Below are 23,046 nucleotides of genomic sequence, written 5' to 3'. Positions count from 1 at the left end.
TCAGACGTCGGAGCGGCGGCGCGAGAGCAACAGCGCGCCCGCCAGCACGAACAGCACGGTGCCGGGCAGGGACGCCGAGGAGCACCCACAACCGTCACTGTTCGGAATGCCGCCGCCGCCGCCCCCTCCTCCGCCCGGCCCCCCTCCGATTCCGGTGCCGGGACCCCCATCGGCCACGCCCCCATCGGTCCCCCCATCCGTCGGCTGCGGAGGGCCACCGGTGTCCACCTCGAGGGGAGTCGGGAAGCTCCGGGCGAGCGTGGACCAGTCCACGAGCTTGAAGTTCTCGCTGCCCCCGGTGTCGAGGCCATCGTGCACGGCCACCACACCCAGGGGGAAGAACGAGCCCAGGGAGCGGTTGGACACCGCGACGAAACGGGGGCTGTCCACCCCGTCGATGCCGCCGTCCTGCACGACGTCGAAGCGGCCCCGGTAGGTATGCGCGTCGATCGCCCGGTCGTAGATGCGCACCGGCCCCGTGCCACTATTGACCGCCAGCAGATAACCCCGGTTGTTGGACGCCGTGTACAGGGCCACACCGCCCAGGGGCTGCACGAGCCCCGTGGCGGAGACGGAGTCCACCGACACGCGCTTCTCCGTGGAGGTGGGCTCGGCGCGGTACTGCCAGATGCCCACGCCCTGCTGGACGACATAGAGCACGCCCAGCTCGTCATCGACGGCCAGCCCCGCCACGGGGCCACCCACTTCGATGGTCCGCACCGCGCCGGAGGCGGTCCCACCATCCGTCTGGGAGGTCAGCTCGAACTGCGCCACCGTGCCCGCCTCGCTGCCCGCGAAGGCGTAGTAGCGCCCGCTCTCACTGGCATACACGGCCACGGAGGTCGGGGTGAATCCCGTGGGGATGGTCGCCCCGATCTTCTGGGCCGTGAGCGTCGTGAGGTCCAGCACGTAGGCCTCGAGGCCCACGGTCACATTGGCCACCACGATGAGCGGCTGGGAGACGCCATCCAAGACGAAGCCATCCTGCACGTCCACGCCCGCGAGCGACCCCACCACGAGCACCGGCCGCGCGGCCCCGTTGAGCTCGTAGGACAGGAGCCCCGCCTGCCTGTCCGCCACGAGCAACTGGCTCGAGGCGGGAGTCTTCGGGTGCACCCACAGGGCCGCGCCCTGGATCGTCGAGCCCGAGCCGAGCACCGGCTGCGTCTCCACGATGGGCACGACCCGCACGGGGGTCTGGGTCTGGGCGAGCACGGGCACGCCGGAGAGAAGAACAGCCAGCGCCAGCAACGAAGGGGAGCGCACGCACGCCTCCAGGAAAGAGAGGTGAATGGTGATGGTGCAGATTCCACGCCCGCGCAAGTGTTCCGCGCTCCACTTTTCGAGTGGTGACCACCGCGGCCCGAGGGCGGGCCACGGCCGTGTCAGAAGATTGAAACACAGTGGAAAATCAGCGGCGCAGGACGTGCTCGTAGGCCGCGAGCGTGTCCGCCGCGCAGCGGGCCCAGGTGAAACGGGCCGCGTGCCGCTGTCCCTTCTCCGCCCAGTGCCGGCGCTCGGCGTCCGAGTGCATCAGCCGCTCCATGGCCACCGACAGCCCCTCGGCATCCTCCGGCCGCACCGCCCAGGCCCCCTCGCCGCACACCTCCGGCGAGGCCCCCGTCGTGGACACGATGGCGGGCGTGCCCAACCGCATCGCCTCCAGCGGTGGCAGCCCGAAGCCCTCGTACCGGGATGGGAAGGCGAACACCGTGGCCCGCCGCATCAGCTCGTAGAAGACGGACTCCGGCTGGTAGCCCAGGGAGCGGATGTCGTGCCCCCGCGCGCGCAGGCGCTCCACCCGGGTCTCCACCTCCCCCGAGCCGAACCAGCGCTGGCCCACCAACACCAGGGGCACCTTCCGTCCCCGCGCCGCGAGCCGTTCGAGCGCGTCCAGCACCAGACGCACGTTCTTGCGCACGTCCAGCGAGCCCGCGTACAGCACGAACCGCTCGGGCAGGCCCCACGCGTCGAGGAGCGCCCGCGTGGCGTCCTCCGCCCCATGGCGATCCACGTGGTCCACGCCGTTGTAGACCACCGCCACCTTGTCCGCGGCCTCCGGGTGGCGCGCGAGCAGGTCATCCCGGGTGCACGCGCTCACGCACAGGACGCGGTCGGCCACCTGGACGCTCCGGGCGAGCCACAGCTGGAACTGCCAGCGGTAGGCGCGCGACACCGTGTCCGGCATGAGCAGCGGAATCACGTCATGGACGGTGACGACGAAGGGCTTGCCGGGGGTACGCACGAGCGGCAGGTTGAAGTTGCCCAGCGCGTGGTAGAGCCGCGCCTCCGAGCCGCGCAGCGCCTGGGGCAGCCGGCCCAATACGTAGGCGGTGCGGCCCAGGGTGCCCCGGGGATCTTCCCCCGAGACCCGGGCACCGTAGCGCTCCAGGCGCACCCCCAGCGAGCCCAGCGCCTCGGCCAGGCAGTGCGTGTACAGACCGATGCCCGTGATGGGCTCGTCCCACAGACTCGCGTCGAAAGCGACAGGACCGATGGACACGGGGCGCCTCATAACACGGCCCTGTGATAGGCAACGTGCCCCTATGGCGGTCCATCAGCTGATTCCAAGCTTCGTGGCGGGAGACGCCACCGGACAGGCGGCGCTGCACCTGCAACTGCTCCTGCGTCGGCTGGGCCACTCGGGCGAGCTCTACGCCGCCGAGGTGGGCACCGGTCTGGACTCCCTCGCCCATCCGGTGTCCGCGCTGCGTCCGGCGCCGGAGGATCTCGTCCTCTACCACCATGGCATCGCCTCGCCGCTGAGCAGCCGGCTCATGCACCTGCCCTGCCGCCGCGGCGTCGTCTTCCACAACATCAGCCCCGCGAGCGCCTACGCGGGCACGCCCCTGGCCGAGGCGCTCGTGGCCGGACGGGCCCAGCTCGCCGCCATGGCGCCCTTCGTGGACGTGGCCATCGGGGTGTCGGACTACAACAGCGCGGAGTTGCGCGAGGCCGGCTACCGTCACGTGCACACCGTGCCCCTCTTCGTGGAGCCCTCGCGCTTCGCCCGGCAGGCGGCGGACCCGGCGATGCTCGCGCGGCTCGCGGGTCCGGGCCCCGTGATGCTCTCCGTGAGCCGGGTGGCGCCACACAAGCGCTTCGAGGACCTGCTCGCGCTCCACGCGGAACTCCTGAAGCCGCGGCCCACGGCGCGTCTGTTGATGGTGGGGGGCTACGAGCCCGGCAGCCGCTACTTCAAGTCCCTCCAGCGCACGGCCAAGGGGCTCTCTGGCGTGCACTTCCTCGGGCGGCTCGACCATGCCCAGCTCGTGGCGGCGTACCGCTCCGCGCAGGTGTTCGTCTCCATGAGCGAGCACGAGGGCTTCGGGGTCCCCCTCATCGAGGCCATGGCCGCCGAGCTGCCGGTGCTGGCCTATGGCGCGGCGGCCGTGCCCGAAACCCTCGGGGGAGCGGGCATCGCCTTCGACGAGAAGCGCTTCTCCCTGCTCGCCGAGCTGGTGGTGGAGGTCTGCGACAACCGCGCGTTGCGCGAGGGACTGCTCGCGGGTCAGGCGCGCCGCCTCGAGGACTTCTCCGCCCCCGCGAGCCAGGCGGCGCTCGCCAAGGCCCTGGAGGCGTTCGCGCGGCCCACGCGCCGGACAGCGGGCGCGAGGAAGAAGCCCCGGGTGGGCTTCGTGGTGCAGCGCTACGGGGAAGTGACGGGCGGCGCCGAGCGCCACGCGCAACAAGTGGTGGAACAGCTCGCGCCGCACTGGGACGTCACGGTGCTGACCACGTGCGCGAAGAACCACCTGTCCTGGGAGAACGTCTTCCCCCCGGGCGAGCAGCGGGACGCGGCCGGAGCGCGGGTGCTGCGCTTCCCGGTGACGCGCGTGCGCCACATCCGGCCCTTCAACGCCCTGTCCAAGCAGGTCTTCGACCGGAGCAACGAGCGGCTGCGCGAGGAGCACTGGGTGGCCGAGCAGGGACCGGTGGTGCCCGGCCTGCTCACGCACCTGGACACCCACGGCGCGGACTACGACGGCTTCGTCTTCTTCACGTACCTGTACGCGCCCACGGTGTGGGGCCTGCCGCTGGTGGCGGACCGGTCACTGCTCGTGCCCACGGCGCATGACGAGCCCCCCATCCGCTTCGGGGTGTACGCGGACGTCTTCGATCGCCCGGCGGCCCTGCTGTGCAACACACCCGAGGAAGTGGCGCTCATCGACCGCTACTTCCCGGACCATGCCCCGGCGCGGGTGGTGGGCGTGGGCGTGGACGTGCCGGGAACGCCGGAGCCCCAGCGGTTCCGTGACCGCCATGGCATCCGCAACCCGTACCTGCTCTACGTAGGGCGTCTGGAGGCGGGCAAGGGCATCCCCGAGCTGCTCGCGCACTACCGGGAGCTGCGCGCGCGCTTCCACGACGCGCCGGACCTGGTGCTCGCGGGCGAGGCGCACATGGACCTGCGCGGCGAGGGCGTGCACCCCGTGGGCCGCATCGGCGAGCAGGACAAGTACGACGCGCTCGCGGGCGCGCTGATGGTGACGGTGCCCTCGCGCTTCGAGAGCCTGTCGCTGCTCACGCTGGAGGCCTTCGCCGCGGGCACGCCGGTGCTGGTCAACGGACACTCGGACGTGCTCGTGGGCCAGGTGGAGCGCAGCGGCGCGGGACGCAGCTACACGGACCTCGAGTCGTTCATCTCCGGCCTGCGCGAGGTGGGTGAGCAGCGCGCCCGCCTGAGCCGCAACGCGAAGACCTTCGCCGCGCGCTACACGTGGCCCAGGGTCGTGGACGTCTACCGCGAAGAAATGGATCGCATCATCCGGGAGAAGAGCCGATGAAGCTGTTGGGACGCGACATTCCCGCGCGCGAGCTGCTCGCGCGCCTCGAGGAGCGGCTGCGCACGCGAGGTCTTTCCTCGTCGGAGCCGGTGGACGTGCCGGAGTCGGGCGTGGAGCCCCGGGTGGATCCCCTGGCCTTCAACCTCCAGGCCCTGGAGGAGCACGCGGACGCCACCCGCCCCCTGCCCTTGCACACCCACCGGGGTGGCGCGGGCCAGCTCGTGCTGGTGGCCAAGTGGGCCTTCCGCCAGACGTGCCAGGTGTTCATCAACGAGACCCTGGGCCGCCAGCGGACCTTCAACGGCCACGTGCGCGACTCGTACGCGCAGCTCTCCGCCGAGGTCATCCGCCTGCGCGCCGAGGTGGAGTCCCTGCGCGCCGCGGGGTCGACTCCAGCTCCAGCACCCCCGGCCCCGGCCGAGACGCCGTCCCGTCCCCCGCCGCGCAAGGCCCGGAAGAAGCCGTCATGAGGGAGCCGTGACGGCTCCCGGTGGATGTCCACGCGCCGGGGGCAGCCGCGCCACGGCCACCGCCACGCACAGCGCCCCCACCACGAAGTAGTAGTAGTTGCAGAAGGCCTGTTTGTTGAAGGCGAAGAAGGTGATGTAGGTCATCGCGGTGGCGGCGGCGAAGCCCGACGGAGTCCGGGGCGCGCGCCACAGGCACAGGCCCAGCACGACGCTCACGGCGGCGAAGGGAATCCAGATGGGCGGCGGTGGATGTCCCGCGGCCGCCCAGGCCGACAGGTAGCTCAAGGCATCCATGCGGAAGGGCTGGTGCACATGGAGCATGAGCACGCTGTGGAGGAAGGCCTTCACGTCCACCAGGACGAGCGGCAGGCTCACCCCCAGGGCGGTGACACCGGCGCGCCAGAGGAAGCCCCAGGCCTGACGCCTCGGCTCGGGGAGCAGGAGGAAGGCCAGCGGCACGAGGAAGACGGTGTACTGCTTGACCGCGAGCATCAAGCCAAAGACGTAGGGCAGCGCGCGGGGGAACCGGCAGGCGCAGAAGACGCTCGCCGACAGCAGCGCCACGAGGAACGGCTCCGTCCAGGATTGATCCAGCACGAAGAAGCCGCGCGGCGTGAGCAGGTAGAGCGCGGCGGCCCCGGCCCCCAGCCGCCCGCCCCGCGTCCAGGCCATGAAGCCCGCCGCGAGGGTCATCGCCACCAGCTGCGCGTAGCGGGGATCTCCCATCACCGCGCGGGAGAGGGTGGAGAAGAGCAGGCTCAACGGAGGATACGGAAAGCCGAACAGGAGGCGGCCGTTCTTCACCAGTCCCTCGCCGTACCAGAGCGAGTGACCGTAGATGTTGGGGAAGGTCATCGCGTACGGATTGCCTCCCCGCAGGAGCATGTCCGAGCCCTGGACCTGGAAGACGAAGACATCGATGTTCGGCGAGGTGGAGCGCTGGAGAATCCACACACCGAGCAGCAGATACAACCCCAGGAGCACGGGAACACCCACACGCCGGAACCGCTCCGAGCCCGCCAGCAGCGCCCCCGAGACGAGCGCCGCGACGGCCAGGCGCTCGTAGAACTGTGCGTAGGGCCAGGCGCCACTCAGCCGCAGGTAGACCGTGGGGTGGTCCAGGAAGAGCGCGCGCAACTGCAGCACCAGGGCAATGCCGAGCAGGAGCGCGAGCAAGGGCTCGCCCCAGGCCCAGGGCCGGAGGAAGCGGGGAGCGAACACGCCCACGAGCCCCAACCCCAGCGCCCAGGTGAGCCCCCGTAAGGAGTCATCCCGGAGCGTGCCATTGGTGAGCTGGAGGGTCAGGGCGAGCACCGTGGCGGCGGCCAGACAGAAGACGGGCAGGCCCCATCCCTCCGGTTCCGTGGGCCGGGGCTCGGCGAGAGTCTGCGTCACGTCCATGGCGCGCCTTATATCCCAGGAGGAGTTGAACCCCCCGGGTCGGGTCGCTCAAGTCCGCTTGCTTTCCAGTCGGCAAGTCGCGAAATAGGGCGCCTGAGACAGTCGTTTTTTCCCGGTTGCCTTCACAAAGGCCCCAGAGACATGCGCTCCTTGAACGCCCTTCCTTCCAACGACGGCCCCACGCTGACCCTCGGTCTCCCTGGCTTCGGCTTCGAGGATTTGTACCGCCCTCGCGGACTGCGCCGGCTGTCCGAACACTTCGACACCCAGCTCGCCGCGGACGAGCCCGACCTCTTCCAGCTCTTCGATGCCTACCGGAAGTCCGGCGGCCAGAGCCTCAAGGGCGCCGCCGAGTCCGAGCTGCTCATCCGCGTGGCGCGCCACGTGTCGACCTTCATCGCGCGGCTCTTCGGCCTGGAAGCCGACTCGGACCGGCTCGCCCGAGCGCTCAAGAGCGAGCTGCCGCTCTTCGACTTCAAGCGCGAGTTCATCACCCGCCGCGTCTTCAAGAAGGGCGCGCAGGATCGCCCCACCCTGGCGGAGTACCCCTCGCTGGACGCGCGGATGCGGCTGATGCTGTCGCTCGCCTTCCCGGAAGCGCTCGCCAGCGACGACGTGGAGCGGGCCCTGGCCGAGTCACTCCTCACGTTGATGGACCTGGAGCGGCTCTTCTCCGGCACCACCGGCAACCTGGCGCCGCTCACCCCCGAGCAGTCCGAGACCCTGCGCGTCAAGTGGACGGGCGTGCGCGCCGCGCTCCTGTCCTCGCCCGAGGGCAAGGACGCCTTCGGCTCCAGCCTGGTGACGCAAGGCGACGACGCGGCGGAGCTGGTGTCGGTGCGCAACCTGCTGTCGCTCGCGGACCGCTGGACGTACGCGCGCGCGCTGCACCCGGAGATGAAGGAGCTGTTCCACAAGTGGCCCACGCACCGGGTGCCCAAGCCGCTGGTGTTCGACCAGCTCGTGGCGCTCGAGCGCCCGGACGCGAACATGCCCGAGGCCACGCAGGGCTCCGAGCACCACCTGCGCTACCGCGATGGCTTCAAGCTGACGGATCCGCGCGGCACCCAGCGCGAGGTGATGGGCGAGGTGGACTACTGCGTCATCTGCCACGAGCGGCAGAAGGACTCGTGCTCCACGGGCTTCACCGCGAAGGATCCCGTGGCCGAGGGTCACACCTTCAAGAAGAACCCGCTGGGCATTCCGCTCACCGGCTGCCCGCTGGACGAGCGCATCTCGGAAGCGCACGTCCTCAAGCGCGAGGGCAATCCGCTCGCGTCGCTGGCCATGGTGATGGTGGACAACCCCATGTGCCCGGGCACCGGCCACCGCATCTGCAACGACTGCATGAAGGCCTGCATCTTCCAGAAGCAGGAGCCGGTCAACATCCCCATGGTGGAGACGGCGGCGCTGACGGACGTGCTCGGCCTGCCCTGGGGCTTTGAAATCTACGGCCTGCTCACGCGCTGGAACCCGCTCAACGTGCGCCGCCCGTACGCGCTGCCGTACGTGGGCCGCAACATGCTCGTGGTGGGCATGGGCCCGGCGGGCTACACGCTCTCGCACTACCTGCTCAACGAGGGCTTCGGCGTGGTGGGCATCGATGGCCTGAAGATCGAGCCCTTCCCGGACGAGCTCGTGGGCCGCCACGGCAAGGCGCTCACGCCCATCCACGACTGGAGCGCGCTCACCCGCGAGCTGGACGAGCGCATTCAAGAGGGCTTCGGCGGCGTGTCCGAGTACGGCATCACCGTGCGCTGGGACAAGAACTTCCTCACCCTGCTCCACCTGACGCTCGAGCGGCGGGAGAACCTGCGCATCTACGGCGGCGTGCGCTTCGGTGGCACGCTCACCATCGACGACGCGTGGAGGATGGGCTTCGACCACATCGCGATCGCGGCGGGCGCGGGCAAGCCCACCATCATCGGGATGAAGAACAACCTCATCCGGGGCATCCGCAAGGCGAGCGACTTCCTCATGGCGCTGCAGCTCACGGGCGCCTTCAAGCGCGACTCGCTCACCAACCTCCAGGTGCGCCTGCCGGCCATCGTCATCGGCGGCGGCCTGACGGGCATCGACACCGCCACGGAGCTGATGGCGTACTACCCGGTGCAGGTGGAGAAGACGCTGGACCGGCACGACAAGCTGGTGGCGGAGCTGGGCGAGGAGGCCGTGCTGGCGCGCCTGGACGCCGAGGAGAAGTCCACCTACCTCACCTTCCTGGAGCATGGCCGGGCGGTGCGCAGCGAGCGCGAGGCCGCCAAGGCCGAGGGCCGGGCCCCGGACTTCATCCGGCTGGTGCGCGCGTGGGGGGGCGTGAGCCTCGTGTACCGCCGGGGACTGACCGAGTCGCCCGCCTACCGGCTCAACCACGAGGAAGTGGCCAAGGCGCTGGAGGAAGGCATCCGCTTCATCGAGCGCATGAGCCCGGTGGAGGCGCTGCCGGACGAGAAGGGCGCGGTGAAGGCCATCCGCTTCGAGCGCATGGTGACGAAGGACGGCAAGCTGCGCGGCAGCGGCGAGTTCTTCGAGCTGCCCGCGCGCACCGTGTGCGTGGCGGCCGGCACGGCGCCCAACGTCACCTACGAGAAGGAATACCCGGGCACGTTCGAGCTCGACGAGAACCGCGAGTACTTCAAGAGCTACGAGCTGGCGGAGGGCCCCGAGGGCTTCACGCTCTCGCACGTGGAGCCGGTGGAGGACATCGCGGCGAAGGTGGGCTTCTTCACCTCGTACCGCCAGGGCGGGCACTTCATCTCGTACTTCGGCGACAACCACCCCACCTACGCGGGCAACGTGGTGAAGGCCATGGCGAGCGCGAAGGATGGCTACCCGGAGGTGGCGCGCCTGTACGCGAAGGAAGTGGCGGCGCTGGACTTCCAGGACGAGCTGGCCCAGGCGCGGCGGGACGAGAAGCTGGCGGCGCACTTCGCGACACTGGACGAGGCGCTGCTCGCGCACGTGGTGACGGTCAACCGGCTCACGCCCACCATCGTGGAGGTGGTGGTGAAGGCGCCCTTCGCCGCGCAGCACTTCGAGCCCGGCCAGTTCTACCGCCTGCAGAACTTCGAGCGGCTGGCGCCCGTGGTGGATGGCGTGCCCCTCACCATGGAGGGCCTGGCGCTCACGGGCGCGTGGGTGGACAAGGAGAAGGGGCTCATGGGCACCATCGTGCTGGAGATGGGCTCCTCCTCCCGGTTGTGCGCGGCACTCAAGCCGGGCGAGCCCGTGGCGTTGATGGGTCCCACGGGCGCCCCCACGGAGATCGCCCACAACGAGACGGTGCTGCTCGTGGGCGGTGGCCTCGGCAACGCGGTGCTCTTCTCCATCGCCCGTTCGCTCAAGACGGCCGGCTGCAAGGTCGTCTACTTCGCCGGCTTCCGTCACCGCACGGACGTCTTCAAGCACGAGGAGATCGAGGCCGCCACGGATCAGGTGGTGTGGTCGGTGGACGCGGGCGACCTCATCGAGACGCGGCGCCCCCAGGACTCGGCCTTCCGCGGCAACGTGGTGCAGGCGATGCTCGCCTACGCCAAGGGAGAGCTGAGCGCGCCCCCCGTGGCCTCGTTCAGCCAGGTGGATCGCATCATCGCCATCGGCTCGGACCGGATGATGCGGGCGGTGCAGGAGGCCCGGCACAACGTGCTGCAGCCCTACCTCAAGCCCGACCATGAGGCGATCGGCTCCATCAACTCGCCCATGCAGTGCATGATGAAGGAGATCTGCGCGCAGTGCCTGCAGCGGCACGTGGATCCGAAGACGGGCAAGGAGACGTGGGTGTTCTCCTGCTTCAACCAGGATCAGCGCTTGGACGAGGTGGACTTCGCGAACCTGAACCAGCGTCTGCGCGGCAACACGGTCCTGGAGAAGATGTCGGACCTGTACCTGGCGCAGCTCCTCAAGAAGGTGCCCGGCCTGCGCCGCGTGTAGAACCCGCCGCCCCTCGGAGCGAGGCCCTTCCTACTGGGCCTTGCCTCCGAAGGAGCGGAGCATGTCCTGGTAGTTGGTCATCAGGTCCTTCTCGCGGGTGAGGACCAGGTCCACGTTCGCATCACCATGTGTCTTGCGCACGGAGACGAGCTCCTCGGTCTCCCGCACCCGCTGGCGCAGGATGTCGATCTGCGGCGCCAGCTCCGCGGCCTGCTCGGGCTTGAGCTTCGCCTGCATCTCCTGCAGCTTCCGCAGCTCCGCGGCCAGGTCCAGCATGGCCGCCATGTGCCGCTGGGTGATGACGTCCGTGACGAGCACCCCGATGCGGTTGACGTCCACCTCGTTCAGGCCAGCGGCCCGGCGCGCCTGGATCTCCAGCTCCGCCTTGCTCTCGATGGCCTTCATGGACTCGCCCACCCCCGGCGCCTTGTTCTCCGGCCCCGCCGTCCCCTGGAGCCGGGCCCGCGCGGCCTGGAGCTCCTTCGCCATGGCGGCATAGGAGGCCTGCACCGCGCGCTGGTAGCCCACGTAGGCATCCAGCTTCGCCTGGGTGAGGACATAGGGCGCGGTGTCATCGAAGGATTCGGCCGTCGCGGCCTCGGGGGGGGCCCCCTCGTCCGCCGTCACCCGCTCCGGTCCGGCCGGCATGGCGGGCTCCTCCTTCTTGCATCCCGCCAGCACACCGGCGGTCACCACCACCCACAGCCACTTGCGCATCCACGGACCTCCCGGGGGCCTCCGGGCCCCCACCGTGCAAAAGGGGCGGACTATAGGCCGGGAGCGACCCGAGGGGGGTGACTTCCTCCCCAGGAGGAGGTGGAAGGCCCCTGGCTGCCTGGTCTCCGGCGGGCGGGACCCCCACCAACCAACAATCGCCGCATTACCTTTGACCAACCCATTCGCGGTCGTGTACGAACCGCGGTTCGTTCCGGTAGCAGTGGAGGCACCTTGAGGATCTTCCTGGTAAGGCACGGCGAGGCGGACGCGGAGGCCCCCGAGGGACTCGGCGACGAAGCGCGCGCGCTCACTGCCAAGGCTCGCACCAACACGGCCGTGCACTTCGCGTCTCTCGCGGAGCGGATCGGTAAGGTCGCGCTCGTGTTCACGAGCCCGCTGGTGCGCACGGTCCAAACGGCCCAGTTGCTCTCCACCAAGCTCGAGCACGAGGGCCCCCTGCGCGTGCACCGGTGCCTCCTGCCGGACATGCCGGTGGGCTCCGTGATGTCCATGCTCGACGAGCATGTCGGAGAGGACATCGTGCTCGTGGGGCACCAGCCGTCCATGGGCGCCCTGGCCACGCACCTGCTGGGCATGCAGTCCTTCCCCAAGCAGGTCAGCCCCGGCACCGTCATCGCCATCGAGCGCCCGGACGGCATCGAACCCGGAGCCGCCCCCGCCCAGGCGAAGCTGCTCTTCTTCGCGTCCCCGGGCCAGCAGGTGCTCGAGGTCCTGCAGTAGGCGTCCTCTCGATGATGGATGAAGCCACGTACAGTGGACTCGTCGCCGCGGCGTTCAAGCGCATCCTCGCCGCCGCGGATGGGTTCGATCCGGACGTGCTGGAGGCCGACAGCACGGGTGACATGCTCACCCTGACCTCGGCCTCGCGCGAGAAGTGCATCGTCAACACCCAGCGCGCCGTGAGGCAGATCTGGGTCGCCGGCGGTGGCCAGGGCATCCACTTCTCCTATGAGCCCGGCCAGGGACTCTGGCTGGACGACAAGGGCAAGGGGCTGGAGCTGTTCCGCTTCGTGTCGGACGTGGTGCGCTCCATGTCCGGTGAAGCGCTCACCTACTGAGTCCGGAGGCACCGCCCTCTCCCTCCCCAGGGGAAGGGAGAGGGTCTCCCGCTACTCCGCGGGAGTCAGGCGTCCACCCTCGACGCGATCTCCCCCCGCCGCTTGCGCGCGCCGCAGGGCCTCTCCCGCCTCCTTCATGAGGCTGCCGAAGCTCACCTGCGCCTGGCCCTTGGCGGCCGAGGGCTCGAACACCGACAACCCCATGGACGCCGTCAGCCCCGGCACGGACTCCACTTCCTTCACCCGCTGGCGCAACCGCTCGGCCACCACCAGCGCGCCCTCATAGGGGGTGTAGGGCAGGAAGACGATGAAGCGCCCCTCGGCGAAGGGCACGGCCACGTCGATGTCCCGCAGCGCCTCGGTGAGCCGCCGGAGGATCTCCGCCAGCGCGGACGTGCGCTGCGAGGCCGGCAGCGGCGCGAGGAGCTCCGCGTAACGGTCCGGCTCCAACAGCAGGTAGGAGATGGGGTAGCGGTAGCGGCGGCTGCGCTTGACTTCCATGAACAGCAGCCGCTTGAGGAACTCGAGGTCCGCCGCGGACGAGGCCGCCACCGGGCGGGGCCCCTGGTTCTGGTGCTGCATGAGCTGCATCTCGGTGCGCACCACGGACACGGCTTCACGGGCCTTGGACAGCTGCATGAGCAGGCTCACGCACGACACCACGGTGGCGCGCTTGAGGGGCCCCACCAGGCAGGCCTCGGCCCCGGCCGCGGCCGCGCGCGACTCGGGATTCTCCTCCTCGGGCAGATAGAGCAGGAGCACCGGAATGGCCGGAGCCTCCTCCTTCACGTGACGGCAGAGGGCTTCTCCATCGAAGCCCTCCGTGATGGAGGCCAGGACGAGGGCGGGCGCCAGTTCGCGCACCCGCTCCAGGCCCTCCTGGACCGTACTCGCCACCGTCACCTCGTGGCCAGCGTTCTCCAGGAAGCGGCGCAGGGCCCCGGCGACCGAGGCGGATGGCTCCGCGACGAGAGTGAAGGCCATCTCAGACCGCCATCACTTCCTTCTCCTTCTTGGAGATGATCTCGTCGATCTTCTTCACGCCCTCATCCGTCTCCTTCTGGACCTTCTCCGTCAGACGCTTGTGGTCGTCCTCGGTGATCTTCTTGTCCTTGAGCTGCGCCTTGAGTGCCTCGTTGGCGTCGCGGCGGATGTTGCGGATGGCGACCTTGTGATCCTCGCCCTTGGTCTTCACCTGCTTGGCGATTTCCTTGCGCCGCTCCTCGGTGAGCGGCGGGAAGGGCAGGCGGATGACCTCGCCGTCGTTCATCGGGTTGATGCCGAGGTTGGCCTCGCGGATGGCCTTCTCGATGTCCTTGAGGACGCTCTTGTCCCAGGGCTTGATGATGATGAGCCGGGGCTCGGGCGTGGTGATGTTGGCCACGCCGTTGAGCGGAACAGGCGTGCCGTACTGGCTGACCCGGATGCCCTCCAGCAGGTTGGCGCTGGCGCGGCCGGTGCGCACCTTCGTGAGCTCCCTATTGAGATCCTCGAGCGACTTGTCGATACGGCCCTTCAGATCGGTCACGACGTCTGCCATGTGCGGGTCTCCTTCAATGAAGTGAATGAAGTGTGCGTGAGGCCGCTCAGGCCCACGCGGTCTCGCCCACTCCCACCAGGGTCCCAATCTCGCCCAGGTCGCCCAGGATGGCCTTGCCGATGTTCCCGCGCTGGGTGAGGTCGAAGACGATGATGGGCAGCTTGTTGTCCATGCACAGCGAGATGGCGGTGGAGTCCATCACGTTCAGGTTCTGCTTGAGGACGTCCATGTAGGTGAGCGTCCGGTAGCGGCGCGCCGCGGGATCCTTCTTCGGATCCGCGTTGTAGACCCCGTCCACCTTGGTCGCCTTGAGGATGACCTCGGCGTTGATCTCCATGGCGCGCAGGGAAGCGGCCGTGTCGGTGGTGAAGTAGGGGTTGCCGGTGCCCGCGGCGAAGATGACGATGCGGCCCTTCTCCAGGTGGCGCACCGCGCGCCGGCGGATGTAGGGCTCGGCGATCTGCTCCATCTTGATGGCCGAGAGCACCCGGGTGTGGCAGCCCTGCTTCTCCAGGGCGTCCTGCAGGGCCATGGAGTTGATGCAGGTGGCGAGCATGCCCATGTAGTCGGCGCTCGCACGATCCATCCCCTCGGTGGAACCGGCCACGCCGCGGAAGATGTTGCCGCCGCCGATGACCACGGCGAGTTCCACGCCGGCCTGGGCGATTTCCTTCAACTCCTCGGCGATGCGCGTGAGCGTGGGGGGGTGGATGCCGTACTTTCCATCGCCCATCAGGGCTTCGCCCGACAGCTTGAGGAGGATGCGCTTGTAACGGGACGGGGAGGCGGGAGCGGACATTGGCTCCGCTTCTATCCCCTCGCCCCGTCGGCTCGCAACGCCGGAGTGCCACGGGCGTCCGCCAGATATCCCTTCGCCGGAGACCGGACACACCAAGGGCCGCGCCCCCTGCCCATGACTTCGGGGAAGTGCGCGGCCCTCGATGAACCCCTCAACGGACTTCCGCGGGAGCGGCGGCTTTACGCCTGGCCCAGCGTCTTGGCGACCTCGGCGGCCAGGTCATCCTTCTTCTTCTCGATGCCCGCGCCCACCTCGTAGCGGACGAAGCGGCGCACGGAGACCTTCTCGCCAATCTTACCCGCGCGGTCGGAGATCATCTCGCTGATCTTCTTCTTGTCGTCCTTCACCCAGAGCTGGTCCACGAGGCACACGCCCTCGTAGTACTTCTCCACCTTGCCCACGAGGATCTTGTCCCACATGGCCTCGGGCTTGCCCTGCTGCTTGAGCTGCTCGCGGAGGATCTCCTTCTCCTTCTCCAGCACCTCGGAGGGAACTTCCTCGCGGGTGACGTACTGGGGATTGGCGGCGGCGATGTGCATGGCCACCTCCTTCACCAGGTCCTGGAAGTCCGCGTTGCGGGCGACGAAGTCCGTCTCGCAGTTGACCTCCACGAGCACGCCGATACGGCCACCGTGCACGTAGGTGCCCACCAGACCCTCGGCGGCCACGCGGCCAGACTTGCCCGCCAGCTTGGAGCCGAGCTTCTTGCGCAGCCACTCCTCGGCCTTGACGAAGTCACCAGCGGACTCGGCGAGCGCCTTCTTGCAATCCATCAAACCCGCGCCGGTCTTCTCGCGGAGTTCCTTCACCATCGTGGCGCTGACCTCGGCCATGTTCGTCTCCTAGGGGCCCGCTCCGTGCGCCAGGCGCCGGGAGGGGCAATTGAGGTTGAATGGGGTACTGCGACGGCTGGAAAACAGAAAAGCCGGGCGGCGACCCTGCGCCGCCCGGCCGGACTTCTCGCGCCTCCCCGAGGGAAAGCGCGGCGGCACTACTCGGCGGCGGAACCCTCGCCACCCTCGGCGGACGCCTCACCCGACGCGGCGGCCGGAGCGGAGCCCTTCATCTCCACGAGCGGACCCCGGCGATCGCCACCGCGCTCGCCACCCCGGCGCTCACCGCCGCGGTCGCCACGATCACCGCGGCGCGGACCCCGGCGGTCGCCGCGGTCGTCGCGATCACGACGGTCGTCACGGGCCTCCTCCTCGTCACGCTCCGCCGCGCCGCTGGCGCGGTAGCGGGCGCCGCCCTCGATGCAGGACTCGGCCACCTTGGAGGTGAAGAGCTTGATGGAGCGGATGGCGTCGTCGTTGCCCGGGATGACGAAGTCGATGCCATCCGGATCGCAGTTGGTGTCCACCACGCCGATGACCGGGATGCCGAGGCGGTTGGCCTCGTGCACGGCGATCTGCTCCTTCTTCGGATCGATCACGAAGATGCACTTGGGCAGCTTGGTCATCTCCTTCATGCCGCCCAGGTTCTTCTCCAGCTTCTCGCGCTCACGCTCGAGCGTGGCCACTTCCTTCTTGGGCAGGCGCTCGAAGGTGCCGTCCTCGGCCATCTTCTCCAGCGCCTTGAGGCGATCGATGCCCTGCTTGATCGTCTTGAAGTTGGTCAGCGTGCCACCGAGCCAGCGGCTGGTGACGAAGAACTGACCGGCGCGGCGCGCCTCTTCCTGGATGACGTCCTGGGCCTGCTTCTTGGTGCCCACGAAGAGCACCGAGCCACCGCGCGCCGTCAGATCCGCCACGAAGCGGAAGGCCGAGCGGGCCAGGTTGACCGTCTTCTGGAGGTCGATGATGTAGATGCCGTTGCGGGCGCCGAAGATGTAGGGCTTCATCTTCGGGTTCCAGCGCTTCGTCTGGTGGCCGAAGTGAACACCGGCCTCCAGGAGCTGCCGCATCGTGATGCCGCCGGCGGCGGCCATGGCCTGCTGCTGCGTGTCTTGCGTTTCCATCTCGGTTCTTCCTCCACGTGCGAGGAAAGTCCGGCCGTTGTCTCCCAGACGGGAGCACCGAGGGCCGGCACGCGCGTGTGTGTAGTGGGTTGACTGAATCAACAACCCCGCGATCCACCAGGGGCGGGTCGCGGGCGCGGCTTCTCTAACAAAACCCCTCCCGGCGGCGCAAGCTTCACGACGCCCGGGAACGGGGAATGCATGAGGACCCAATCCGGGGAATCCGGGGATGGGGTCCTCGCACGGGGCCTAGACGCTGGCTTCGGCCGCGCCGTGGCACTTCTTGTACTTCTTGCCGCTGCCGCAGGGGCACGGATCATTGCGGCCGACCCGGGGACCCCCGGCATCCTGGCGGGTGGCCGAGGGGGTGGCCGCCCGGGGCTCGGCCGGCTCGGCCAGCTTGCCCTCGGCGTCGGCGCGGCCTTCCTGCATCTGGCGCTGGCGCTGCGCCATCTGCCGGGCGAGCCGGGCCGTCTCCTCGGCGGCGGCGGAAGCCGCGCGCGCCTGCACCCGCATCATCTGGCTGACGAACTGCGAGCTGATGGCGCCGAGCATCTGCATGAAGCCCGCGTAGCCCTCCTTCTTGTACTCCTGCTTGGGATCCTTCTGACCGTAGCCGCGCAGGCCGATGCCCTGACGCAGGTGATCCATGGCCAGGAGGTGATCCTTCCACAGGGTGTCGATGGAGACCAGGTAGCGCACCTGGAGGAAGCGCAGGAAGTCGTCGCCGAACTCCTCCTCGCGCGCCTGGATGACCTTCTCCGCCGCCTTGTAGATGTCGTTCTGGAGATCCTCGCGGCTGCCCGTGGGAGCGAACGTCAGCTCCAGGTTGAGCGTCTCCTTCACGCCGCGCGCGAGCGCCTCCAGGTCCCAGGTGTTGGGGTTGTTGGTGGCGCAGTAGGTGTCCGTGAGCGACACGATGACGTCCTCGACGGCGTCGAGGATCATCTCCTTGTAGTCCGCCCACGACACGGTCTGCTCGGTGCGCAGCTTGACGCGCGTCTTCTTGTCCTCGTCGTACTCCACGAGCGGGATGCCGGCACCGGCGGCCAGCACCTTGCGGCGCAGCTTGTAGATGGTGCGCCGCTGCTGGTTCATCACGTCGTCGTACTCGAGCAGGTTCTTGCGGATGTCGAAGTTGTGTCCCTCGACGCGCCGCTGGGCGCCCTCGATGGCGCGGCTGAGCCACGCGTGCTCGATGACCTCGCCCTCCTCCATGCCCAGGCGCTCCATCAACCCCGAGATGCGCTCGGAGCCGAAGATGCGCATCAGGTCGTCCTCGAGCGACAGGTAGAAGCGGCTCGTGCCCGGATCACCCTGGCGGCCCGCGCGGCCACGCAGCTGGTTGTCGATGCGGCGCGACTCGTGACGCTCGGTGCCAACGATGCACAGACCGCCGGCGGCCACCACTTCCTCGCGCTCCTTGGCCGTCTGCGCCTTGTACTTGGCGAGCACCTCCGTGTAGCGCTCCTTGTGCGCGGCCAGCTCCGCCTGGAAGGCCGTCAGATCCAACGGCTGACCGTCCTCGGGGGGCGGAGGCGGCTGGGGCTCGGGGCCCACCTCGTTCTTGGCCATCACCTCGGGGTTGCCACCCAGGAGGATGTCCGTGCCGCGGCCCGCCATGTTGGTGGAGATGGTGATGGCGCCCTTGCGCCCCGCCTGCGCGATGATGTCCGCCTCGCGCTCGTGCTGCTTGGCGTTGAGCACGTTGTGGGGGATGCCCCGCTTCTTGAGGAAGCTGGCCACCACCTCGCTCTTGGCGATGGACACCGTGCCCACGAGCACCGGCTGGCCCTTCTTGTGGAAATCCTCGAGGTCCTTGCACACCGCCTCGAACTTCTCGCGCTCGGTCTTGTAGACCACGTCCTCCAGGTCCTCGCGGATCATGGGCCGGTTGGTCGGCACCACGCGGACCTCGAGGTTGTAGATCTTCGCGAACTCCTCGGCCTCGGTGTCGGCGGTGCCGGTCATGCCCGAGAGCTTGGAGTACATGCGGAAGTAGTTCTGGAACGAGATGGTCGCCAGCGTCTGGTTCTCGTTCTCGATGTTCACGCCCTCCTTGGCCTCGACGGCCTGGTGGAGGCCATCCGACCAGCGGCGGCCGGGCATGAGGCGGCCGGTGAACTCGTCGACGATCATCACCTCGCCGTCGCGCACCACGTAGTCGCGGTCGCGGCGGTAGAGGGTGTGGGCGCGCAGCGCCTGGTCCACGTGGTGCAGCGTCTCGATCTCCGCGGGATCGTAGAGGTTGCCGATGCTCAGCCGCTTCTGGACCTTCTCGATGCCCGCGTCCGTGAGCGACACCGACTTGTGCTTCTCATCCAGGATGTAGTCCTGGTCCGGCACGAGCCCGGGGATGACCTTGTCGACGTTGTAGTACTTGTCGGTGGTGTCGTCCGTGGGACCGGAGATGATGAGCGGGGTGCGCGCCTCGTCGATGAGGATGGAGTCCACCTCGTCCACGATGGCGAAGTTCAGCTCGCGCTGGACGTAGTCCTGCAGGCGGAACTTCATGTTGTCGCGCAGGTAGTCGAAGCCGAACTCGTTGTTCTGGCCGTAGGTGATGTCCGCCCGGTAGGACTCCTGGCGCTGACGGTCGTTGAGCTCGTGCAGGATGCAGCCCGTCGTCATGCCCAGGAAGTGGTGCACGCGGCCCATGTGCTCGGCGTCACGCCGGGCCAGGTAGTCGTTCACCGTCACCACGTGCACGCCGCGGCCAGACAGGGCGTTGAGGTAGCTGGGCAGCGTGGCGGTGAGCGTCTTGCCCTCGCCGGTGCGCATTTCCGCGATGCAGCCCTGGTGCAGGAACATGCCGCCGATCATCTGCACGTCGTAGTGCCGCTGGCCGATGACGCGGCGGGCGGCCTCTCGGACGAGCGCGAACGACTCGAACAGCAGCTCGTCCAGCGGACGGCCGTTCTGCACCTCCTGCTTCATGCGGGCGGTCGCGGCGGGGAAGTCCTCGTCCTTGAGCTCCCGCATCTTGCTTTCCAGCTCGTTGATGCGACCTACCTTCGGGATCGCCTTCTTGAGCTCGCGCTCATTCTTCGTCCCGATGATCTTCTTCAGCGTCCATTCGATCATGCGATTGTGGCTCTCTCGCCGGAGGATCCACGAAGGGACGTGGCGAGTGGAAAGGAAATCCCTGGAGTGTAGGTGGGATGCAGGAAGGAAACCATGCGTTTCTCCCGCGTCATTCCATCTGATTGGCCGCCGCGCGAGCGGCACGACACAGTAAAGCGGAACCGAGACCACGCAATGCCCTCCCGCCGAAAAGACGCCCGCCGCCCTCCCCGACGCCCCTCCCCCCGCCCCCAGAAGGGTCCCCCCTCGTCCCGGGGCGGCAAACCGGCCGCGAAACAGGCCGCCACCGCCGCCCCCCCCTCCCTCCCCGCGTCAAGGCCCCGGCCCCCCCACCCCAGCTGCTCCCGGCCCAGCCCGGCCGCTGGCTGTGGACATGCCGGGCGGGCTTCGAGGCCCACCTGTTCGAGGAACTGGCCTGGGCGGGCGCCTCCCCCCGGATGCTCGGCGAGGTCCTGGTGGAGAGCGCTGAGCGCCCCATGGAGCCTCCAGTCTTCGCCCGCACCGGCATCCGCGTGCTCGCCTCCCTGCCCACGGCCCAGACCCTCGACCTGACGGCGGAGGCGGTGGCCTCCCGGATCATCTCGGCCCTGCCCGAGGCAGCCCTCGTGCTCCAGGCCTTCACGCCCGACAGCCCCGCGGGCAACCGGCTCGCGGATGACGCGGACGCGCTGCTCGAGGCGGTGCGGACCCGGCTGCCCGCGGACCGGCTGCTGGAGGAGACGTGGCGCGCGCGCGAGGCCGGGGCGACGCTCGTGGAGCTGTGCGTGGCCCCCGGTGGCGTCATCGTGGGCGAAGTGCCCGCCCGGGAGGCCCTGTCCCTCTCCCCGGGTGGCCGGCAACGGATGCGGCGTCCGACGGACTCGCCCTCCCGCGCGGCCATGAAGCTGGAGGAAGCCCTCGTCAACCTCCCCTACGAGCCCGGCCGGGGCGAGGTGTGCGTGGACCTGGGCGCGGCGCCCGGAGGCTGGACGCAGCGGCTGGTGGCGCGCGGCGCCCGCGTCATCGCCGTGGACCCCGCGAAGCTGATGCCCGAGCTGACCCAGCAACCCCGCGTGGAGCACGTGCAGGAGAGCGCCTTCGCCTACACCCCGGAGGAGCCCGTGGACTGGCTGTGCTGCGACATGGCCTGGCGGCCGCTCGAGGTGGCGCAGTTGCTCGCCAAGTGGGGCCGGCGCGGCTGGGCCACCCACCTGGTGGCCAACATCAAGCTGCCCATGAAGGACAAGAATCCCCTGCTCCTGCGCGTGCGCCACATCCTCACCGAGGAAGGCGGCTGGCAGGGGCTCACCATGCGCCAGCTCTACCATGACCGGGACGAGGTCACCGTCACCGCGCACCGGAGCCTGTGAGCGCCCTCCCCCACGAGAAAGCGACCATGCCCTACGCCATCGATGATGCCCTCGCCACCGCGCTGGTGACGCTCCACCCTCACGCCGCGCGCCACGCGGCGGATCCCGTCCGGGACGCGCTCCAGCGTCTGCTCGACGAGGAACACGCACGCCGGGGCGTGCCCGATGCCACGGGCGCCCTGTCCTTTCGCGCGCTCACCCAGGGCACGCTCCTCAAGGAGGAATTCGACCTCTCCACCCATGCCCACCACGCGGGCTGGACGGTGGGCGCGCTCATCGTGGACGTGAAGGGGATGATCCACGTCAACGTCCAGCACGGCTTCGCCGTGGGCGACGCGCTGCTCAAGAGCGTGGTGTCCGCGCTCCGGGCCCAGTGGCCGGACGCCCGGGTGGTGCGCCTGCAGGGCGACAACTTCGCCGTGCTCCTGGTCCCCTCCTCCGGGCTCTCGGTGTCGGAAGAGATGCGCGAGTCCGCCCGGGCCCGGCTCGCGCACGAGGTCCGCGCGGCGCTGCCCGAGGGCGCCGACGTTCCCGGCTTCACCCTCGCGCTGCTGGAACTCACCATCGAGGAGCCCACCCACTGGCAGGTGCTGGGACCGCTCGTGTGGGGCGAGCTCATGCGGGCCTACACCCTCCAAGAGCGGGGACTGGCCGGAGGACTCCAGCACCGGCGGCTGCGGCTCGGGGGCTTCATCCCCGAGAAGGCCGACCCTTGAAACGCGAAAGGGGCGAGGGCCATCGGCCCCCACCCCTTGCTCCTTCCCCGGCGAGCGTGGGCTCGCGGCGGACTATTCCTCGAGGATGAACTTGCGCGGATTCTGCGGGATGCCGTTGACGCGCACTTCGTAGTGCAGGTGCGGACCCGTGGAGCGGCCGGTGTTGCCCACGTTGGCGATCAACATGCCGCGCTTCACCTTGTCTCCCGCCTTCACCAGCAGCTTGGACAGGTGGCCGAAGCGCGTCTTGATGCCGTAGCCGTGGTCGATGACGATCACGTTGCCGTAGCCGCCCTCGAGCCCCGAGAACACCACCGTGCCATCCGAGGGCGCGCTGACTTCCTTGCCGTGCGGGGCCGCGATGTCCATGCCGGAGTGCCCCACCCGCTCCGCGGTGTAGGGGTCGAGCCGCTGACCGAAGTCACTCGTCACCCAGCCGCGCGTGGGCCACACGGACGGCGTGGAGGCCAGCAGCGACTTCTGGTCCTGGAAGTAGGCCTGCAGCTCCTGCAGGCTCTGCTCCTGGCGGGTGGCCTCGGCGCTCAGCCGATCCAGCTTGCCCGGCAGCGCCTTGGGCGACTCGAGGGTCGTCAACTCCGTGAACTGCGTCTCCGCCACGGGCGCGCCCACCCCGGGCTCGCGCTCCACCGGACCCATGGCCAGGTTGCGCTGGGGATCCGACAGCAAGGTGATGGCGCGCAGCTTCTGATCGAAACGCTCCACCCGGTCCAGGGTGGACCCGATGTGCTCGATGCGCTCGCGCACCGACTTGAGCTGCGTGCGCAGCGTCAGGTTCTCCTCGCGAAGGATGCGGTTCTCCGCCGCGTCCCGGGCCACCTGGAAGTAATGCAACGAGGCACCCAGCGCGAGGCCCACCAGCAAGAACACCCCCGCGCCCACCTGCAGCATGAGCATCTTCGAGATGTTGAAACGCCGGACCGGTGCGTTGTGGTCCGCGATCACCATCAGGGTGTAGGACTTTTTCGCCTTCGCCAATGCCAACTCCTCTGTGCGCTCCGCCACTTCGGCGGGCGAACCGGGGGGGCCATCCCCACCTGCGTTTCCACCACCCCAGCCCCACCACCCGGTCCATCATCGTCCGTGCCCCGAGAGGCACGTGAATCCTTTGGGCAGCTAGCACCCGCTTTCTTGGGGTGTCAAGCCGGGAGACGCCCAGGCGCCGCTCCACTTACAGCCTCGTGGAACGATTCCAGGTG

At 69.1% G+C, this 23,046-nt stretch carries 18 protein-coding genes; 7 read left to right on the top strand and 11 right to left on the bottom strand.

All coding sequences use genetic code 11. The features are described 5' to 3' along the window. On the bottom strand, positions 1 to 1,266 hold the full coding sequence (locus MEBOL_RS27755; RefSeq protein ID WP_170115604.1) for a myxosortase-dependent phytase-like phosphatase: 1,266 nt from the start codon (positions 1,264 to 1,266) through the stop codon (positions 1 to 3). A 145-nt stretch (positions 1,267 to 1,411) separates the two neighbouring features. Continuing rightward, positions 1,412 to 2,503 carry a glycosyltransferase family 4 protein gene (locus MEBOL_RS27750; protein WP_179956310.1) on the bottom strand — a complete coding sequence of 364 codons (1,092 nt, stop codon included), beginning with the start codon at positions 2,501 to 2,503 and terminating at the stop codon, positions 1,412 to 1,414. Between the two features lie 43 nt (positions 2,504 to 2,546). Here MEBOL_RS27750 and MEBOL_RS27745 point away from each other — a divergent pair, with 43 nt between their 5' ends. Then, the gene (locus tag MEBOL_RS27745; protein ID WP_095980276.1) at positions 2,547 to 4,787 is read left to right on the top strand and encodes a glycosyltransferase family 4 protein; all 2,241 of its coding nucleotides are present in this window, start codon (positions 2,547 to 2,549) and stop codon (positions 4,785 to 4,787) included. Next, positions 4,784 to 5,257, top strand: coding sequence for a hypothetical protein (locus tag MEBOL_RS27740; protein WP_095980275.1), 474 nt, complete (start codon positions 4,784 to 4,786; stop codon positions 5,255 to 5,257). Before MEBOL_RS27745 ends, MEBOL_RS27740 begins: the two co-directional genes overlap by 4 nt. On the opposite strand, the gene MEBOL_RS27735 is transcribed toward MEBOL_RS27740, so the two are convergent. Then, positions 5,252 to 6,652 (bottom strand): hypothetical protein, encoded by a 1,401-nt coding sequence (locus MEBOL_RS27735; RefSeq protein ID WP_157775535.1) that lies wholly within the window; start codon positions 6,650 to 6,652, stop codon positions 5,252 to 5,254. The genes MEBOL_RS27740 and MEBOL_RS27735 overlap by 6 nt on opposite strands. Positions 6,653 to 6,799: 147 nt before the next feature. Here MEBOL_RS27735 and MEBOL_RS27730 point away from each other — a divergent pair, with 147 nt between their 5' ends. Further along, complete coding sequence (locus MEBOL_RS27730; RefSeq protein ID WP_095980273.1) at positions 6,800 to 10,588, top strand: FAD-dependent oxidoreductase; 3,789 nt, start codon at positions 6,800 to 6,802, stop codon at positions 10,586 to 10,588. A gap of 30 nt (positions 10,589 to 10,618) precedes the next feature. Here the strand turns inward: MEBOL_RS27730 and MEBOL_RS27725 are convergent, their stop codons facing one another. After that, positions 10,619 to 11,305, bottom strand: coding sequence for a hypothetical protein (locus tag MEBOL_RS27725; RefSeq protein WP_095980272.1), 687 nt, complete (start codon positions 11,303 to 11,305; stop codon positions 10,619 to 10,621). A 231-nt stretch (positions 11,306 to 11,536) separates the two neighbouring features. Here MEBOL_RS27725 and MEBOL_RS27720 point away from each other — a divergent pair, with 231 nt between their 5' ends. Further along, positions 11,537 to 12,046 (top strand): SixA phosphatase family protein, encoded by a 510-nt coding sequence (locus tag MEBOL_RS27720; RefSeq protein ID WP_095980271.1) that lies wholly within the window; start codon positions 11,537 to 11,539, stop codon positions 12,044 to 12,046. An 11-nt stretch (positions 12,047 to 12,057) separates the two neighbouring features. Further along, a complete protein-coding gene (gene cyaY / locus MEBOL_RS27715; protein ID WP_095980270.1) occupies positions 12,058 to 12,384 on the top strand; it encodes an iron donor protein CyaY in 327 nt (108 codons plus the stop codon). Positions 12,385 to 12,435: 51 nt separating this feature from the next. Here the strand turns inward: cyaY and MEBOL_RS27710 are convergent, their stop codons facing one another. The 6 genes from MEBOL_RS27710 to secA form a co-directional block, all read right to left on the bottom strand. Beyond that, positions 12,436 to 13,368, bottom strand: a complete 933-nt coding sequence (locus tag MEBOL_RS27710; RefSeq protein ID WP_095980269.1) for a diguanylate cyclase — start codon at positions 13,366 to 13,368, stop codon at positions 12,436 to 12,438. A 1-nt stretch (position 13,369) separates the two neighbouring features. Next, on the bottom strand, positions 13,370 to 13,924 hold the full coding sequence (frr, locus tag MEBOL_RS27705) for a ribosome recycling factor (protein ID WP_095980268.1): 555 nt from the start codon (positions 13,922 to 13,924) through the stop codon (positions 13,370 to 13,372). A gap of 46 nt (positions 13,925 to 13,970) precedes the next feature. Beyond that, positions 13,971 to 14,723, bottom strand: a complete 753-nt coding sequence (gene pyrH / locus MEBOL_RS27700) for a UMP kinase (RefSeq protein WP_095980267.1) — start codon at positions 14,721 to 14,723, stop codon at positions 13,971 to 13,973. A gap of 179 nt (positions 14,724 to 14,902) precedes the next feature. After that, positions 14,903 to 15,556, bottom strand: a complete 654-nt coding sequence (tsf, locus tag MEBOL_RS27695) for a translation elongation factor Ts (RefSeq protein ID WP_095980266.1) — start codon at positions 15,554 to 15,556, stop codon at positions 14,903 to 14,905. 158 nt (positions 15,557 to 15,714) lie between these two features. Continuing rightward, a complete protein-coding gene (gene rpsB / locus MEBOL_RS27690; protein WP_095980265.1) occupies positions 15,715 to 16,680 on the bottom strand; it encodes a 30S ribosomal protein S2 in 966 nt (321 codons plus the stop codon). Between the two features lie 249 nt (positions 16,681 to 16,929). Further along, entirely contained in the window at positions 16,930 to 19,764 is a 2,835-nt protein-coding gene (gene secA, locus MEBOL_RS27685; RefSeq protein ID WP_095980264.1) for a preprotein translocase subunit SecA, read from the bottom strand. A 476-nt stretch (positions 19,765 to 20,240) separates the two neighbouring features. Between secA and rlmM the strand changes: the two genes are divergently transcribed. After that, positions 20,241 to 21,113, top strand: a complete 873-nt coding sequence (gene rlmM / locus MEBOL_RS27680) for a 23S rRNA (cytidine(2498)-2'-O)-methyltransferase RlmM (protein WP_245918902.1) — start codon at positions 20,241 to 20,243, stop codon at positions 21,111 to 21,113. Positions 21,114 to 21,139: 26 nt separating this feature from the next. After that, complete coding sequence (locus MEBOL_RS27675) at positions 21,140 to 21,829, top strand: diguanylate cyclase domain-containing protein (protein WP_095980263.1); 690 nt, start codon at positions 21,140 to 21,142, stop codon at positions 21,827 to 21,829. Positions 21,830 to 21,901: 72 nt separating this feature from the next. Here the strand turns inward: MEBOL_RS27675 and MEBOL_RS27670 are convergent, their stop codons facing one another. Continuing rightward, complete coding sequence (locus MEBOL_RS27670; RefSeq protein ID WP_095983044.1) at positions 21,902 to 22,795, bottom strand: M23 family metallopeptidase; 894 nt, start codon at positions 22,793 to 22,795, stop codon at positions 21,902 to 21,904. Positions 22,796 to 23,046: the final 251 nt, after the last annotated feature.

The sequence above is a fragment of the Melittangium boletus DSM 14713 genome (genome assembly GCF_002305855.1).
GTDB classification, from domain to species: Bacteria; Myxococcota; Myxococcia; order Myxococcales; family Myxococcaceae; genus Cystobacter; species Cystobacter boletus.
The sequence above is the reverse complement of the archived record's forward strand: the minus strand, read 5'-3'. Positions and strand labels throughout refer to the sequence as shown.